The organism is Paenibacillus sp. JCM 18996, assembly GCF_055392555.1.
In genome coordinates, this window is the sequence record NZ_AP043884.1 from 1,364,988 (window position 1) to 1,379,631 (window position 14,644).

Consider the following 14,644-nt stretch of genomic DNA (forward strand, 5'->3'; position numbering starts at 1 on the left):
TGTGTAGTGCAGCTGCTCCTTGTTTTATTAAGCTACTTGAAGACGATTCGGGTTACGCCCTTAGGCGCTTTATATCTTCCCTAGGTGGAAAGCCAAACATACGGGAATATTCACGACTGAACTGCGATGGACTTTCGTATCCTACCCGGAATGCAGCTTCAGTCGCATCTGCCGATTCGGTTAACAGCAGTCGGCGGGCTTCCTGAAGTCTCAATTGTTTTTGGTACTGAATTGGGCTCATGGCAGTTACTTCTTTAAAGTGCCGATGTAACGAAGAAACACTCATATTTGCGATCTCGGCAAGCTCTTCAATCCGAAAAGAACGAACATAGTTATTCGTGATATGCTCGATAACGTCATTTATTTGATGGGCGGAGCTGCCTGCTATTGCAATTTGCCCAAGAGTAATCCCATACTCGCCTTGAAGAATTCGATACAGAATTTCCTTCGTATGCAGGGGCGCAAGTACTTGGATATCCTTTGGGGCATCAAGCAAACGAGCCAACCTGATGACCGCATTCGTTAAAGGCGTGTCAATCCGGCTGACAAACATCCCTCGCATTGCATTTTCTCTGGGTCCTACCCTTGTTTCAGAATCACGCAAAACCTCTAAAATTTGATTCTCCGTAAACTCAAGTTTAAAACCCAAATATGGAACATCGGAGGTCGCTTCAGTGACAAGGGCGGTAACGGGTAGATGAACGGAAGCAACAAGGTAATCGGTAGGGGTATATCTAAACCGGTCCTCACCCAGCCATACCTCCTTCGCCCCTTGGACCACCATGCAGAAGGAAGGCTTGTAAACTCCATGGTTGGGTACAGATGCATTAGAATCCCGCATAACTTCCATGAGGACCGCCTGATCGATTTGATTATTCATAATGAAGTCGTTCCTGCCGTAAACCAGGTTGAAACGCACCCATTCAACCAACAAATTGAAAATGCAAAATTCATGAAAGAGAATAATGTTCAAATTGAATCCTGGGCGCCTTTTGCAGAGGGTAAAAGTAACTTGTTCCAGAATGAGTTATTGGTATCCATTGCTGAAAAGCATAACAAATCCGTTGCTCAGGTCGTTTTACGTTGGCTGACTCAAAGAGAAGTTGTTGTAATTCCAAAATCAGTCCGTAAGGAAAGAATTATCGAAAACTTCAACATCTTTGACTTTGAATTGAGCCAGGATTATATGGATAAGATTACCACACTTGATACGAAACAGAGCCTGTTCTTTTCACATCGTGATCCTGAAATGGTGAAATGGATCGGCACCCGTAAAATTCATGATTAATGTTCAAAAAGCGTGTGAATTAACATGGCATGTCACACGCTTTTCCATTACGACAAAAAGTAAGGAGAGCGCCCGGTTACGGATTTTACGAAACTTGGAAACACCGGTTTGGACGTTTCTCGAATCTGCCTTGGTTGTATGGGCTTTGGTGTAGCAGAACGGTGGACCCACCCGTGGGTAATTGATGAAGAGCATAGCCGTCCGGTTAATAAAAAAGCTCTTGAACTGGGCATTAATTTTTTTGATACGGCGAATTTATATTCAGATGGAACCAGCGAGGAAATTGTTGGACGTGCGTTAAAGGATTATGCTAATCGGGATGAAATAGTCCTTGCCACGAAGGTTTGGGGGCGCATGCATCAAGGTCCAAATGGTGCAGGGCTATCCCGAAAAGCAATCATGAGTGAAATTGATAAAAGCCTCAAGAGACTGGGAACCGATTACGTCGATTTGTATCAAATCCATCGTTGGGACTACACTACGCCTATCGAAGAGACCATGGAAGCCATGCATGATGTCGTGAAGGCGGGCAAAGCAAGATACATTGGTGCTTCAGCGATGTATGCCTGGCAGTTCTTGAAGGCGCTGCATGTTGCAGAGAAGAATGGGTGGACACGGTTTGTGTCCATGCAGAACCATCTAAACCTCATATACCGTGAAGAGGAACGCGAGATGTTGCCTCTTTGTAGGCAAGAAAAAATCGGCGTGATTCCATATAGTCCGCTTGCATCAGGAAGATTGACGCGTGATCGTGGGGAAACAACAGATCGTTCCAAAACCGATCAAGTTCAAAAAAGAAAATATGATGCAATGGCTGACGCTGATCAATCGATTGTGGATCGTGTGGCAGAACTTGCAGAAAAACATGGAGTTCCCCGCTCTCGAATCGCACTTGCATGGGTATTGCAAAAACGACCGGTAACAGCACCTATTGTCGGTGCTACGAAGTCGCCCCACCTTGAAGATGCGGTAGGTGCGCTTTCGTTAAAGTTAACACCTGAAGAAATTACGCACTTGGAAGAGCCGTATGTGCCACACCCAGTGGTCGGTGCGAATTGATTGTAAGCTGTTGCAGGAACCAAGCCTGACGCACAACTTTTTTATCAGGCTGGTATTGCAGCGTAGTGATACATAATAAAGCCTGGTTGTTGATACGACGGGTACGATAGTTTGGCTCTGTTATCCTTGATTGTTGATTTTTGACCGAAAGAAAAAACCGCCATTTAATGACGGTTCCATACTGACTGCACTTCGTAGCCGACTAGAGTTACAGAGTAGTCGGCGTTCTCGCGTTAAACTTTAGTAACCACAGATGTGACGAGCCACAATGACCAGAAGAATAAACAGGACCAAGATAACGGCAGTGCTGGTAAAGTGATGACCATAACCTGCGCAGCTGTAAGCTCCCAAGTTCGTTCCTCCCCTCGAGAGTAATGACACTACGATATATTCATATGACCGTCACTTCAATCTTGCTTGTGCACATACCTCAGAAGATATTTGTTTAACGGCGTTTGTAGTACCACCTGTTTGTTAGATTGGTAGGAATTACACCTATCGGCAAAGGTGGCAGCTGAAAGTTTAGGTCAGCACGCAATCTCTGTTTAATCTACTAAATTCCCAGGTGTATCGTCAACGCTAAATGGCTTATTTGAAGAAACCGTAGGGATTACCTGAAATTTGAATTCGAATCTCGGGAGTAAACTGGATAGCTGCTGGTGCCTCCCTGAATTTGGACAATAATGATTTAGGCAAAGGTACACTTCCGTCGTAATACAACGGTTTGCTTTCCGCTTCGCTTTTTGCTTCGTTTGCCAAATGTAAAACCCCCCTGTTTTGCGTTTCATTTGAAATATTGCATTGTCCATTCCCATAACACCCATAAGCCTTATTTTCACAAAAGATTGGTCACTAGCTGTTATTTTAAATGTTGATTCCCCTCAAAAGGTCTCAACTTTATCTCAAGATTTTACAGCAGTCTCAAAGGAAAGTTTTGTTCCCTATCGAATAGATATATTTAGATCTACTATCAATATTCACAACTTACACAAGGTAAGGGAAAATATACGAGTATAGGTGGCATACAATGCAGAGTCTGAACCAAGCTTTAACCATAGAGCGAAGCCGTTTATTTGTAGGGAGAGAACAGGAACTGACCTACATACAAAATTGGTTGACTCAGCAGGACGCGCCGACTGAGGTGGTCTTCATCTCCGGTATAGGGGGCATTGGCAAGTCAGCCCTGGTGCTCAAATTTTTAAATATGGCACAGGATGAAAATATGTTATCCATCTGGCTGGATGGCCGTGCAGTCGTGGCAACACCCGCCGGATTTCTGGAATCTCTGCAAACATCTTTAGTTCAAAATTCACGTTTACTTTCTGCGTCCAAGACATCTTTGTCGGATATTGTAATATCTATTTCTCAGCAGCGTACCTTGATATGCATAGATAATTATGAACATCTTCACCAAATAGAAGGTTGGCTGCGTCAAGTGTTCCTCCCTAAACTGTCAGCAGAAGGTGTCCTAATCATACTTGCGGATAGACAAGAAATGACGATTGAGTGGCAGAACGATTTGGCTTGGCGCAAACACGTTAAACAAATGTGCCTGGCCCCTATTGCACGGCCTGAGGCTAAAGAATTTTACAAAAACATTGGTGTGGACGACAATTTTGAGATAGAGCGGCTCATCAACGAAACCAAGGGACTGCCACTCGCAATGGCTCTTTCAGCCGATAAGGCAAATTTAACAAAACTAGACTCAGATAAGTCCCAATGGCCTGTTTCGCTGCTTGTGAGCGCACAGCTCTTACGCGAAGTGGCCGAATCCGACCTTCAGGAGGTCCTGGATTTACTCTGTATATTGCCACAGTCAAATCCGGAATTGCTCGGGCGATTGCTTGTCGCTCCTCTTACAGCTCTGCAACTGCATCAGCTCACTCGGCTGTCCTTTGTACGTCCCACGATGGGAGGCTTTGCCCTGCACGACGTGGCACGTGCTCACCTGCAGGACGATTTCTTGCATCGGGAACCTGCACATTATAAGGCGCTCCGTTACCGAATTGTTCAGGAAATGATCAAGGAACTCAAAACAGAGGACATCCTGCAAAAAAACAAACCATCAACGATTTACTTGCCATATGCAGAGATTTTTTTCAGGTAAATATGACCCCTATCATCTCAACAAACCCGCAATCCATGACCATGGAATCGTTCCGCGAAAGCGATCTCCCCCATCTGCACGAGCTAATCACGGAACAAGCGCGTTTAGGTTTAGCTATCTCCCTTGAATCGGATGCCAAGGTCCATGAGCTTTTGGATGCATTAGCCCGGCAATTTCCGGAGTACTTCCGGGTTTTCCGGTCGAAAAACGGCATTCCCCTTACGTTTAGCGTAGGATTGCTGCTATATCGGGAAACCATTGATTTTCTGGAGCCCTTCATTCCTCATGTACTGGAGAACTGTTATCCGTTGGAGATCCGTCGCATGAAGCAATTGCGGCTTTATGAAGCAGACACTCATTATCAGCTATTGGCTGCTTCAACGAGTCAAGATCCCCATTATTCGTTCTATGAATTGAACGGTATTTTGCTGGCGGACCATTTTTCCACTTATTCGGTTATGGGCCTGCGCTGCACAGTCATTACCAAGCTGGAAGAGACGGTCTCGTTTATGCGGGGAGTGGGCTTTCCTATTAGAGCGCTTCTCGGCCTGCCTGAAGAACATCCTTCATACGGTGCTTCGATCATTGAGTTCGATTTACGCAGCTTGGATTTCGGTAACTTTGTGCTCGCCTTGCTCCATGCCTTCGACAATAATGTGAACTTGGAAGCCGACCCGGTGTCAACGGAGACTGATATCAAAACCGTATTAAAGTTGGGCAAAAATGCGGACTCCCTTGGTAAAACGGCGTTTGCCCGCAACGTAAACAGCAGCGGCATTCTCTTGCAGCAGAAGCTTCAGGAATTGTTAAACCAGGAACCTCCGCTGCCACCGCTCAACAAGAGGATGCAGGATTTGCTTCGTCTTATGTATGATGAGCCTCATCTGAATGTTGAAATTGCGGCTTCCAGAATGCACATCAGCAGGGCGACTTATTACCGGGATCAGCGCGAAGCCTTGCGTCATTTGAATGAATTGCTGAACAAATTTTTTGATGCCAAAAGATAGTGCGTGCAGTTAGTTTTCCATAATATAGTTATTCAAAAAGGCGTTGCGGAATTTTCCTTGGGGGTCACAGTGAAGCAGCAGCTCTCGAAAGTCGGGCAGCTTCTCGTAGAGCGATTGCAGCCGAGCGGGCGGCATGGCAAACAGCTTGCCCCAGTGTGGACGAGCATGGAAGGGCTGAAGCTGTTTTTCGATCATAGGCAAAACTTGTTGAACTGCCCCCCAATCAGCTTTCCACGTAAAGTGGATAGCAACCGACTCCTGCTTGTAACAGGGGCTCATCCACAGATCGTCTTGTGCAATCGTGCGAACCTCTGAAACATGCAGGAGTGGCGTTATGTACTCCCACAGCCGGTCAATCGCACACAATGCATGATATGCGTCTTGACGCGCTACAAAATACTCGCTTTGCAGCTCATCGCCGGTGCTTGGGGTGAAATCCATGCGAAAATGCGGCAGCCGTTCGTGCCAAGGTCCCGGAATGCCCATCTGTTCGTTGCAATTCTCCGAAGTGTGGCCTGGCACTGGGTGCCGATGTGCGGTTGCTCGTATCGCGCCGAGAAACTCAGGCTCCGCCTGCATGGAGACTTGATCTGTTATTCTGTGCTTTAGCCAGGCTTGATTAAACGTCGCATCCTTCCAGTCCGTGAATAGACTGACACTGTAAGCACTGGAGAAAATATCGTCAAAGTGATCTTCAAGTTGCGCTAGTGGCAAGTTATCGTATACGTACTGGCTCATCTGAAATGCCGGGATCAAATCCAGGGTGATTTTCGTGACTACGCCCAATCCCCCAAGTGCTACGGCTGCTCCGGAGATGAGCCCGTCTTGTTGTTCACGTGAAAACACGACCACCTCTCCATCTGCTTTCACTATCTCCAGGGAATGAACCGCTGTTGCAAGATTCCCGTTCCGATCACCGGAACCATGAGTTGCCGTCGCGCATGCACCTGCAACGGTAATGTGCGGCAGCGACGCCAAGTTGTGCAACGCATAGCCGTTGCCGTGAAGATATTGGCACAGTTCTCCGTACTGTACTCCAGCTTCGACAGTTACCCTATTACGCGTATGGTCTAATGCTGTCACTCGGTTAATCTTCTCAAGTGAGAGAAGGCTTTCAGTGGAATCGGCGATTCCATTAAACGAATGGCGGGTGCCGAGCACCTTTATTCGACTGCTGCGAGCCACCAATTCTTGTACTTGCTCCATGTTTTCCGGAACATGTAGTTCCGAGGCGCTGTATCTGTAGTTGCCTGCCCAGTTTCGATCATTATCCACGACTTAACACTCCTTCCCAGACTAATCCGGATAATCATGCTGCTGTAATGAGACCAGCTTCATCAACTATTGTCCTTCTCACATGCCATGGTGATTTTCCTTATCTTAGCACATCGTTGAACTGTATTGCCCATTTTAGGAAAAAAAAAGAAGATCTGCGAAGAGAGGAATTGGAAAAAACGAAACAAATTAAGGCGGCCGGGGCACCAAAAAGAAATACCCCTGCGACGCGGGAAGGGTGAGTGTCGGAATGAAACATCCGGCAGATTGTCTTAGGCGAAATTCACTCCTTTAAAGATATAAGTGACTGCAATTTTTCTGCTGAAGCGATCAATTTTGCTCTTTCCTCTTCATCCAGCGTCAAAGGCAGCGTTTCGCGCACACCGGAGCGATCGACAATGCAGGGAATCCCCTAATACACGTCGGAAATCCCGTGATAGCTCTGCATCAGTGTGGAAACCGTTAAAACCGCCGATTCATCATGCAGGATGGCCGCGCAGATTCGGTCGATCGCCAGAGCTATAGCGTAATAAGTGGAGCCCTTGGCTTTGATGATTTGATAGGCAGCATCCCGGGTATTCTGATATATTTCCTGCTTTTTCAACGGATCGAGCTGCACCTTGGTCCCGGCGATATTAGCCAAGCTCCATACAGCCAGCTCCGAATCCCCGTATTCGCCGATAATATGGGCATGCACGCTGCGAGGGTCAATCTGAAAATGCTGGCCGACCAGAAACCGCAGGCGTGCGCTGTCCAGCAGCGTCCCCGTTCCGATAATCCGTCCTGCCGGCCAACCCGAACGTTTCCAGGAATAGTAAGACAAGATATCCACGGGATTAGTCGCAATCAGTAAAATACCGGTCTGATTGTAGCTGGTTACGCTGTCGATGATGTCCGCGAGCAATAATGATGATATCCGCCCCTTGGCAATCCTCATACGATCCGGACCGGACTTGGGATCCTCCGACAAAAGGCAGCCCATAATTCATATCCAGCGCATCGCCCATCGCTTTATCCGTGTTCACGTAGATCAGAATCAGTTCCTCCGCCTGCCCTCTTAAAAAAGCGTATACGCCGTGGTAGATCCGACGGCCCCTATTCCGATGACGACGATTTTTTTTCTCTTGTCCATTCCACGTACCTTCCTATCTTATACACCACAAGCACACGAACTTTGCAAACTATCACGCATCCCTATCTTAATCCGAATTAACGGCTTAATACTGTGACAAAGGTCACACCTCTCGTCTAGAGCCTTTTTGCATTTTGATGTAAAATACCTTCATTGCCGCTCCCGCCGCAGCAGCATAAAAAATACTGAGCTCCGATGAGCGATGTGATGATTCACGCGGGAATTTATGCCGGTGCAATGGGCTCATAATTCAACTGTTCTATAGCAAGTTGAACCTTTTTGCGCGTTTCCCGATCAATACGAGGGCTATCATTCAAAACTCGTGAGACGGTTGTCCTTGAAACGCCTGCCAGTTTAGCAACATCTATTATTGTTGCCATTCGCTTCCGACAGGCCATGCTGTTCGACTTTTCAGGTAGCGGAATATTGTACTACTTCTGCAGAAGCACACGGGATCCAGGCACTTACTTCGATGAATAAGTGAGCATGGTGGACGCCGTGGTTATTAATCCAGCCCGCTCCCGCTTGCCCTTTCATGTGGCTCCAAGGCGTTCCTCCAAAAAAGCCGCGCTCCGTCACTTCAGCAGTAGCTGCATAATCTATTGTCAAGTATATCGGGCCCATGATACCGTCCCGAACTGCTCTTGAAATGGCAACCGCTTGAGCCCCCAGAACAATCGGCTCGGATAATGTTAAAACCCTCTCATATTTTTGGGCATCCGCAATCATTTTACGTCCGAATGACGACGATATTGCAAGGGGCTTCTGCATTTGTACATGCACCCCACGGCAAAGCAATCTTCCGCCGCCTTATGATGCAGATCATGCTGGTTCCTCGAGGCTCCACTGGTAAGATTTGATTCTATATAGCAATATCATTAATTCCGGTTGGTGGAGATGATTTTAGCTACGTTTAGAAGCTTGTACAAGATCAAACAGACCAATATTAAAAAAACATGACTCCTGGATTACGAAGTCATCTGTTGACCGCTTAGACAGAGTGTGGGGAAATATATCGCTAAATACTAATGGATACTCGCGGCCCGATGTCCCCCCTTCCCCGTTAGCGCCACTTCAAACATGTCGATAATTTCCAAAAATCTCTCCGCCTCGCGGAATACATGATCGGCCAATAACGGATGAATAATGCTTTTTATTTTACATTGCTCAATCAAATCCCTGGCTGTTTTCTTGAAATCACGCAACGACTTGACGGAAACCCTGTTCTGGTCGAGGAATTGATTCAGCAGAGGAGCAGTTTGGGACTGAGGGCGCATAGAGTCTAAGTCCCTCGCCTGGTACAGCAATTGATCAAAATCATGGCTGAAATCCCGTGCCTGTTCCACGAGCTTTCGTTCGGACGGATCCAGAAGATGCCCGATGAACTTGGCATGGTCAGCCATAATCCGCAGGAAGAACACATTTTCATCGATAATCGCATCCTGCAGCGGTTCCAGTTTGCCTTGGTTTAATTCAGCCAACCGGTTCCGAAAATAATTTGCTTCTCTGCTGGTATGATCCACTAATAAAGGAAAGTTGTTCTGCCCCGGCAGTTGACAGGTAACGATCAGTCCTAATACTTTTCGTTTAAAAGTCCAGATATGGGAAGCAGCCGTATACGCCTCGTTATTAAATTGCTGTATAGTCGACGGATCGGCGTTGGCACCCAGGGAATGCGATTTGTGCTCAATGCCCTCAAATATTTTGTAGAATGTATTGGCTTCGTTTATAAGCTGAGTGTCCTCACACCGGAATCCCAAACGTAAAAATAATGAATGTTCCTTCATAATCCTGGACCAAAAACGGATTTCGTCCAAAGAACGGGCAACAAACATATTAGACATACTTACGCCCCCATTCAGCAATTTTACTTTAATCTATGCGAGCTAATTGGGTTAAAATACTGCTTAACAAAAATTAGAAAAACCATTTCTTCAATATTAGCCCCAAAGAAGAGAGCAGAAAAAAAGAAGCTTAGAAGGCAAAAATAGCATTGTCCCTTTAAGCTTCTTTTACTTAGTTCTTTTCTTTTAAGACTGCATTCCTTTTTTTATCCAATCCGCGACTGTTACCGTACGTTTTGCCTGATGAATGACTGCGCTGCGGACGTCTTCTTTCATTTTGCCATGATTGACGCTCACGCTTGTCCCGTACGGGTTGCCGCCTGCCTCATAAAGAGCTTGATCTGTGTATCCAGGAGCAGCAATAATCGCTCCCCAGTGATGCATTGAAGTGTAGATGGATAATATTGTGGCTTCCTGCCCGCCATGCGGGTTTTGCGCAGAAGTCATGGCACTGACTACTTTGTTGACGGTTTTGCCATGAAACCAGATGCTTCCTGTAGAGTCCAGGAAATTTTTCATTTGAGCCGCCATATTTCCATAACGTGTAGGTGTGCTGAAAATGATGGCATCCGCCCACTCGATATCATCATGTGTTACTACAGGCACATTCTTTGTTGCTTCCACGTGCGCTTTCCAGGCCGGATTGGAAGCAATGGCATCTTCAGCAGCGAGCTCGGCAACCTTTAATACTTTCACTTCCGCGCCGGCCTCTTTGCCGCCTTCAGCGGCCCATTGGGCTAATTGATGGTTCGTGCCTGTAGCGCTGTAATAAATAACCGCCAGATTAATAGGCATAAGGTCATCTCCTTCCACATATTGAGTTATTTTTCTTAATTAAGTGGTCCCTGGCATTCTTTTTTAATTAAACAAAGACGAATGCATTTGAAGCACCAAAACATGCAGCGATCATTTTTCATATGCGTGCTATTTAGCAGCCTCGGCACGAAATTTCCCCCGCAACGCAGCCCTTTCCTGTTCTTTCATACGCGGGCAGCTATAGCAATACTGGCCTCCTTCGGTTGTATAAAATAAGCAGCAAGCGCTCTTCAAAGGAACTAGCTTATCCGCTTCCGCTATACTTTCGATCATGCGGCAGTTCACGTCGAAAGGATTCTTCTTCAGGCCGAATAAGCCTGCATCAAGTGTTTTCAACCAATGATAATCCTCGGCGGCTCTTTCTCTGATGTTGGGATCAGATTCTACCGCCAGCCCTTCCATAAAATAAAAAAATTTGTGCGGCAGCTGCCCCCATAACTGGGTTATATGTATTCCCGCTGCGCCCGATGCCGCTTCGAATAAAGGCCGCACGGTTTTGCCGTAAAAATCGGTAAACATTCGTTCGCGCCACCGGTCTCTCTCTTTTGGGTCAAGCGGCGCATCCTGTTCCTGCCACTCGCCAACCTGGAAGGAGAAGCGGTGGTAATTACCGACCGGATATAATTGCACGGTGATATTGCCGAGAGATAAATCCGGCCCCTTATTCCGGGAAATGAAATAATGGAAGGCCAGCGCCACGCCGCCGAACCAGCTGCTGAAATAGGCAGCTGCCGCAGCCGGCTCCGCTGCCTTTAAAAGCGGCATATAAGTGTCAAGCAGGCGCTCCATACCGTTCTGAGCGGAAGGCTGTGCCGCCGGCATGGAGAATACTGCGTTTTTCCGTGCCAACAAGCTGACAAAATAGGTTTCCTCCAGTTGAAGGAAGTCCATGTTAGTCCTCCCGTCTTTCATGACATGATTGGAACCGCATTTGCAGCGAGTTCGAACGGCAAGCATAACGGAACGCCGGTTCTCGGATCAGGGACCAGATCCGCTTCTATGTTGAACGCCTTGCGCAGCACATCTTTCGTCATCACATCCGCCGGCCGGCCTTCGCTGATGACTTTCCCCGATTTAATAACTACCATGTGATGAGCATATCGCGACGCATGATTCAAGTCATGCACAACCATCACAATCGTTCGCCGTTCCTCCTGATTCAACTTTTGCAGCAGCTGGAGCACCTCAAACTGATGGGCCATGTCCAGAAACGTGGTTGGCTCATCCAGGAACAGTATATCCGTCTGCTGGGCCAAAGCCATGCCGATCCACGCCCGCTGACGCTGTCCGCCTGAAAGTTGATCAACAGCGCGGTCGTAAAAAGATTCCAACCCGGTCATCCGGATCGCCCAGCGAATGATTTCCTTATCATCACTGCTTAACGTTCCGAATCCTTTTTGACGAGGGAATCGTCCATATGCGACCAGTTCGGAAACCGTCAGCCCCTCCGGCGCACCCGGATTCTGCGGAAGAATGGCGAGCTGCTTCGCCACATCTTTCGTAGACTGCTTGTGAATCGATTTCCCGTCCAACAAGACTTCCCCCGAGCTTGGCTTCATAAGTCGTGCCATCGTCTTTAGAATCGTTGATTTCCCCGACCCGTTAGCACCGACAAGCGCAGTGATTTTCCCTGTCGGCACGGTCAAATTCAAGTTATTTACAATCAAAGTGTCCTCATAACTGATATCAAGCTGCTCAGTGCTCAAACGCTCCGGCATCTGCTTCACTCCCGTTTTAATCAAATATGGACGGTAACGGTTAAGTCCTCTACGCTTTCGATTTGGCCAGCAAGTATAGAAAATACGGCGCACCGATAACAGCAACGATTATACCCGTCGGAATTTCGGCAGGCTGCAGAATCACGCGGGCCAGCGTATCGGCCGCGATCAGCAGCAGCCCACCTGCCAATGCCGAGGCAGGAAGCAGCCATTGATGCTTCGGACCTACCAGTCGGCGAGCAAGGTGCGGGCCGATCAGCCCGACAAAGCCGATACCGCCGCCGACAGCAACGCAGGAGGCCGCCAGGCCGACGGAGGCCGCAAGAAGCCCGAGGCGTTCCTTTTCCACCGGTACTCCTAGTCCGGCAGCCATCTGCTCCCCCAGGTTCAGCACGTTTAACACCCTTGCCTTGTAAAATACGTAAGGTAGTAGTGCCAACAACCAGGGCAGGAGAGTCAGCACAAACTTCCAGTTCGTTCCCAGGATGCTGCCCGCCATCCAAACGGATACAAACTGGTAGTTTTGAGGGTCCAGTCTAATAGTGAGAACGATCATGGCTGCACTGATGCCTGCCGCGACAGCAATCCCCGTAAGCACCAAACGGATCGGCGAGAGTCCCTCATGCTTTTTGAAGGCCAGTCCATAGATCAACGCGGCAGTCAGCCCTGCTCCGGCGAAAGCAAGAATCGGCAGGAAGAAGACCGGAGCCGCCGTATTCAAAGGGTAGAAGGAAACAAACAATATTACCATCAGTCCGGCACCGGCATTGATCCCAAGGATGCCGGGATCGGCAAGCGCATTGCGGGAAATCCCCTGCATAATGCATCCTGATACGGCAAGCCCGGCACCGGCCAGCACTGAAATCACGGTCCGCGGCAGGCGGAATTCGAACAGAATAAGTTCCTGCTTATCCGTTCCAGCACCTATCAACGTCTTGATAACGTCGAGCGGCGACAACTGGATGAAGCCGGTATTCATACTGACAATAAACACGATCAGGATCAGCAGCCCAAGTGTAATGCATACTGCTGTTTCGCTGAATCTACTGCGACGCCCCGTTTCCTCAAATGAGGTTTCCACTACAGTTCCCTCCTCTTTGTTCGTGCCAAATAGAGTACGAAAGGAACTCCGATCAAGGCGATCAGAGCGCCGATCGGGGTTTCGTAAGGCGGATGGACCATGCGGGCGGCAATGTCGGCGAGCACCATAAGCAGACTGCCGAGCACCGCGGAACAGGGAATAATCCAGCGGTAATCGACACCGACCAAATACCGTGCGACATGCGGGATAATAAGCCCTACAAAGCCCACAGCGCCAATAGCGGAAACCGATGCGCCAGCCAGCACCAGCACGGTGACTATAGCAGCCAGCTTCACCATACGGGTTCGCTGGCCTAAATTGGTCGCCACCTCTTCTCCGAGGCTGAGCAGGGTTATCGAACGGGAAAGCAGCAAAGCGGCGATCATCGCCCCGGCAGCCCAAGGGAACATCATTTTGATCTGCAGCCACTTTGTCCCCGCAACCCCGCCGGCATACCAGAAAGCGAGGTCCTGACCGATGTGAAAGTAAATGGCGATGCCTTCACTTAGCGCAGTGAGAAGCGCACTGACGGCGGCTCCGGCTAGAACCAGCCGCACGGGTGTGAGGCCCCCTTTTGCAAATGAGCCGATACCGTACACAAGCCCAGCGGCGACTGCAGCTCCAAGAAAGGAATTCACGATCAGATATAATAACGGAAGTCCGGGAAAAAAAGCGAAACAGAGCGCGAGCACAAATCCCGAACCGCTATTCAGGCCAAGCAGTCCGGAATCGGCTAACGGATTGCGGCTCATGCCCTGCATGATGGCTCCAGCTACAGCAAAACAGGCGCCTGTTAATGCTCCCGCGAGTACCCGCGGTATGCGAATTTCATTGATGATCTGGTGCTGGCTTTGCTCCGGATTGAACCGAACAATCGCTTCCCAAACGGTGGAAAGTTTGATGTCCGCCGCGCCGACGGAAACGGATAAGGCCATGCCAAGGATAAGGGCAGCTAATCCACAAATCAGGATAAGCGCAGCGACAATTGGCCGGGACTGAAATTTTGCTTCATGTTGTGTAACAGATTGGGTATGTGCAATCATTTAAACCATCCTTATATTTGCTTGTTAGAGATTGTTGCAATAGACTAAAACTTTTCAAATGATAATGAGAATCGTTATCGGAATTATTATAGATGTCTTCCTGCCGTTAGTCAATTACTAACCTTTATTCTTTCAGTTTCCTTATCTCGCTTGTGTCCTCCAGAAAATACCATTGACACATGTATATCCGCTCTGTAGGATATAGATGAAATTGAGAATCATTATCACAATGAACTACAGGGGGAAATAAATTCTATGTTTCACGCTCGAAAAA

Annotated in this window: 14 protein-coding genes and 3 pseudogenes; 4 read left to right on the plus strand and 13 right to left on the minus strand. The window is 48.1% G+C overall.

Going from position 1 to position 14,644, the window contains the following annotated elements:
• Positions 1-52 precede the first annotated feature (52 nt).
• A complete protein-coding gene (locus tag ACZ5N7_RS06685; RefSeq protein WP_464658335.1) occupies positions 53-880 on the minus strand; it encodes an AraC family transcriptional regulator in 828 nt (275 codons plus the stop codon).
• Here ACZ5N7_RS06685 and ACZ5N7_RS06690 point away from each other — a divergent pair.
• Both ACZ5N7_RS06690 and ACZ5N7_RS06695 read left to right on the plus strand, forming a co-directional pair.
• Positions 842-1,288, plus strand: a pseudogene (locus ACZ5N7_RS06690) (aldo/keto reductase); the annotation flags it as partial. The gene ACZ5N7_RS06685 and the pseudogene ACZ5N7_RS06690 overlap by 39 nt on opposite strands.
• Before the next feature lie 108 nt (positions 1,289-1,396).
• A complete protein-coding gene (locus ACZ5N7_RS06695) occupies positions 1,397-2,347 on the plus strand; it encodes an aldo/keto reductase (protein ID WP_464658336.1) in 951 nt (316 codons plus the stop codon).
• 240 nt (positions 2,348-2,587) lie between these two features.
• On the opposite strand, the gene ACZ5N7_RS06700 is transcribed toward ACZ5N7_RS06695, so the two are convergent.
• Together ACZ5N7_RS06700 and ACZ5N7_RS06705 are read right to left on the minus strand one after the other, a co-directional pair.
• On the minus strand, positions 2,588-2,698 hold the full coding sequence (locus ACZ5N7_RS06700) for a YjcZ family sporulation protein (protein ID WP_464658337.1): 111 nt from the start codon (positions 2,696-2,698) through the stop codon (positions 2,588-2,590).
• A gap of 237 nt (positions 2,699-2,935) precedes the next feature.
• Positions 2,936-3,106: a hypothetical protein gene (locus tag ACZ5N7_RS06705; RefSeq protein WP_464658338.1), complete on the minus strand. Its 171-nt coding sequence runs from the start codon at positions 3,104-3,106 to the stop codon at positions 2,936-2,938.
• Positions 3,107-3,374: 268 nt separating this feature from the next.
• Here ACZ5N7_RS06705 and ACZ5N7_RS06710 point away from each other — a divergent pair, with 268 nt between their 5' ends.
• Together ACZ5N7_RS06710 and ACZ5N7_RS06715 are read left to right on the plus strand one after the other, a co-directional pair.
• On the plus strand, positions 3,375-4,454 hold the full coding sequence (locus ACZ5N7_RS06710) for an nSTAND1 domain-containing NTPase (protein WP_464658339.1): 1,080 nt from the start codon (positions 3,375-3,377) through the stop codon (positions 4,452-4,454).
• A 323-nt stretch (positions 4,455-4,777) separates the two neighbouring features.
• Positions 4,778-5,461, plus strand: a complete 684-nt coding sequence (locus ACZ5N7_RS06715) for a hypothetical protein (RefSeq protein WP_464658340.1) — start codon at positions 4,778-4,780, stop codon at positions 5,459-5,461.
• 9 nt (positions 5,462-5,470) lie between these two features.
• Here the strand turns inward: ACZ5N7_RS06715 and ACZ5N7_RS06720 are convergent, their stop codons facing one another.
• The 10 genes and pseudogenes from ACZ5N7_RS06720 to ACZ5N7_RS06765 form a co-directional block, all read right to left on the minus strand.
• Positions 5,471-6,736 (minus strand): FAD-binding protein, encoded by a 1,266-nt coding sequence (locus tag ACZ5N7_RS06720; protein ID WP_464658341.1) that lies wholly within the window; start codon positions 6,734-6,736, stop codon positions 5,471-5,473.
• 283 nt (positions 6,737-7,019) lie between these two features.
• Positions 7,020-7,868 (minus strand): annotated as a pseudogene (locus ACZ5N7_RS06725) (lactate/malate family dehydrogenase).
• 239 nt (positions 7,869-8,107) lie between these two features.
• Positions 8,108-8,248 (minus strand): annotated as a pseudogene (locus ACZ5N7_RS06730) (LacI family DNA-binding transcriptional regulator); the annotation flags it as partial.
• 31 nt (positions 8,249-8,279) lie between these two features.
• A complete protein-coding gene (locus tag ACZ5N7_RS06735) occupies positions 8,280-8,639 on the minus strand; it encodes a hypothetical protein (RefSeq protein WP_464658342.1) in 360 nt (119 codons plus the stop codon).
• Positions 8,640-8,893: 254 nt separating this feature from the next.
• Positions 8,894-9,712, minus strand: a complete 819-nt coding sequence (locus tag ACZ5N7_RS06740) for a DUF2935 domain-containing protein (RefSeq protein WP_464658343.1) — start codon at positions 9,710-9,712, stop codon at positions 8,894-8,896.
• 186 nt (positions 9,713-9,898) lie between these two features.
• Entirely contained in the window at positions 9,899-10,507 is a 609-nt protein-coding gene (wrbA, locus tag ACZ5N7_RS06745) for an NAD(P)H:quinone oxidoreductase (RefSeq protein ID WP_464658344.1), read from the minus strand.
• A 129-nt stretch (positions 10,508-10,636) separates the two neighbouring features.
• Positions 10,637-11,419, minus strand: a complete 783-nt coding sequence (locus ACZ5N7_RS06750) for a (2Fe-2S)-binding protein (protein ID WP_464658345.1) — start codon at positions 11,417-11,419, stop codon at positions 10,637-10,639.
• A 17-nt stretch (positions 11,420-11,436) separates the two neighbouring features.
• Positions 11,437-12,246, minus strand: a complete 810-nt coding sequence (locus ACZ5N7_RS06755) for an ABC transporter ATP-binding protein (RefSeq protein ID WP_464658346.1) — start codon at positions 12,244-12,246, stop codon at positions 11,437-11,439.
• 49 nt (positions 12,247-12,295) lie between these two features.
• Complete coding sequence (locus ACZ5N7_RS06760; protein ID WP_464659171.1) at positions 12,296-13,267, minus strand: FecCD family ABC transporter permease; 972 nt, start codon at positions 13,265-13,267, stop codon at positions 12,296-12,298.
• 59 nt (positions 13,268-13,326) lie between these two features.
• Complete coding sequence (locus ACZ5N7_RS06765) at positions 13,327-14,370, minus strand: FecCD family ABC transporter permease (protein WP_464658347.1); 1,044 nt, start codon at positions 14,368-14,370, stop codon at positions 13,327-13,329.
• Positions 14,371-14,644 lie beyond the last annotated feature (274 nt).

Coding starts and splice junctions, on each gene's coding strand:
- ACZ5N7_RS06685 (WP_464658335.1), bottom strand. CDS start 880: ATGAATAATCAAATCGATCAGGCGGTCCTCATGGAAGTTATGCGGGAT.
- ACZ5N7_RS06710 (WP_464658339.1), top strand. CDS start 3,375: ATGCAGAGTCTGAACCAAGCTTTAACCATAGAGCGAAGCCGTTTATTT.
- ACZ5N7_RS06715 (WP_464658340.1), top strand. CDS start 4,778: ATGAAGCAATTGCGGCTTTATGAAGCAGACACTCATTATCAGCTATTG.
- ACZ5N7_RS06735 (WP_464658342.1), bottom strand. CDS start 8,639: ATGCAGAAGCCCCTTGCAATATCGTCGTCATTCGGACGTAAAATGATT.
- ACZ5N7_RS06740 (WP_464658343.1), bottom strand. CDS start 9,712: ATGTCTAATATGTTTGTTGCCCGTTCTTTGGACGAAATCCGTTTTTGG.
- wrbA (WP_464658344.1), bottom strand. CDS start 10,507: ATGCCTATTAATCTGGCGGTTATTTATTACAGCGCTACAGGCACGAAC.
- ACZ5N7_RS06750 (WP_464658345.1), bottom strand. CDS start 11,419: ATGGACTTCCTTCAACTGGAGGAAACCTATTTTGTCAGCTTGTTGGCA.
- ACZ5N7_RS06755 (WP_464658346.1), bottom strand. CDS start 12,246: ATGCCGGAGCGTTTGAGCACTGAGCAGCTTGATATCAGTTATGAGGAC.
- ACZ5N7_RS06765 (WP_464658347.1), bottom strand. CDS start 14,370: ATGATTGCACATACCCAATCTGTTACACAACATGAAGCAAAATTTCAG.